A 1,255-nucleotide genomic window follows, 5' to 3' on the forward strand; every position below is an offset into this window, starting at 1 on the left:
TGCGGCGTTGGCCCTAAGCTGGAGACATGTCCAGTGAATTGCAGTCCGTGTATCTGCCCCACGACCAAGAGCGGTGGGTGCAGGAAGAGCCGAAGACCAGTTTCCGCACCGTGTTTGAACGCGACCGTGCGCGGGTTCTGCACTCCTCGGCACTGCGACGACTGGGCGCAAAAACCCAGGTCGTGGCCCCGGACACCGATGACTTTGTGCGCACCCGCCTCACCCACAGCCTGGAAGTGGCCCAGATTGGCCGCGAACTCGGACACACGCTCGGCTGTGACCCCGACGTGGTCGACACCGCCTGCCTGTCGCACGACCTCGGCCACCCGCCCTTTGGGCACAATGGCGAATCGGTGCTCAATGACCTTTCGCACACCATCGGAGGCTTTGAAGGCAACGCCCAGACGCTGCGCCTGCTGACCCGTCTCGAGTCCAAGGTGCTGACCCCGTCGGGCGGTTCTGCCGGGCTGAACCTGACCCGCGCCTCCCTTGACGCCTCCGGCAAGTACCCGTGGCTGGCCGCGGACGCGCCGCTGATCGACGGCCGCCGGACCAGCAAGTTCGGCGCCTACGCCGATGACCTGCCCGTGTTTGAGTGGCTGCGTCGGCTCGCCCCGGCCGGGAAGACGTGCATCGAGGCGCAGGTCATGGACTTGGCCGATGACATCTCCTACTCCGTCCACGACGTGGAGGACGCCATTGTGGCTGGCCACGTGCAGCTGAAATGGCTGGCCAACCATGACCAGCGCAACCGCGTCCTGGGCTACACGCAGCAGTGGTACCTGCCTCAGGTGGACACCGCAGAAATCGATGCCGCGCTGCAGCGCCTGGAGGCTACCCGTGTGTGGGTCCGCCACGCCGACGGCAGCCGGGCCTCCATGGCCGCGTTGAAGGACATGACCAGCCAGCTGATCGGCCGTTTCTGTCAGAGCGCCGTCGCCGCTACCCAGGCCATCTATGGGACCGGACGGCTTACGCGGTACGCGGCGGGCGTCGTCGTGCCTCGGGAAACCATGCTGGAAATCGCGGTCATGAAGGGCCTAGCCACCACGTTCGTCATGACCACCGACCACCGCCAGCCCATCTACCAGCGTCAGCAGGACGTGCTCAGCGAGCTGGTGGCCGTGCTCAACGCCACCGGTGACGCCCACTTGGAGACCATGTTCGCCGCTGACTGGCGTGACGCGGACGACGACGACGCCCGGCTTCGGGTGGTCATCGACCAGATTGCCTCACTCACCGATGTATCGGCACT

Annotated in this window: 1 protein-coding gene; it reads left to right on the plus strand. The window is 65.9% G+C overall.

Annotation, left to right across the window (positions count from 1 at the left end):
* Positions 1–26: 26 nt before the first annotated feature.
* Positions 27–1,255 (plus strand): deoxyguanosinetriphosphate triphosphohydrolase (locus Q4P21_RS15675; RefSeq protein WP_303389656.1); only part of this gene is annotated, 1,229 nt, incomplete at its 3' end.

It is taken from the genome of Arthrobacter sp., from assembly GCF_030540645.1.
In the GTDB taxonomy this organism is placed as follows: Bacteria; Actinomycetota; Actinomycetes; order Actinomycetales; family Micrococcaceae; genus Specibacter.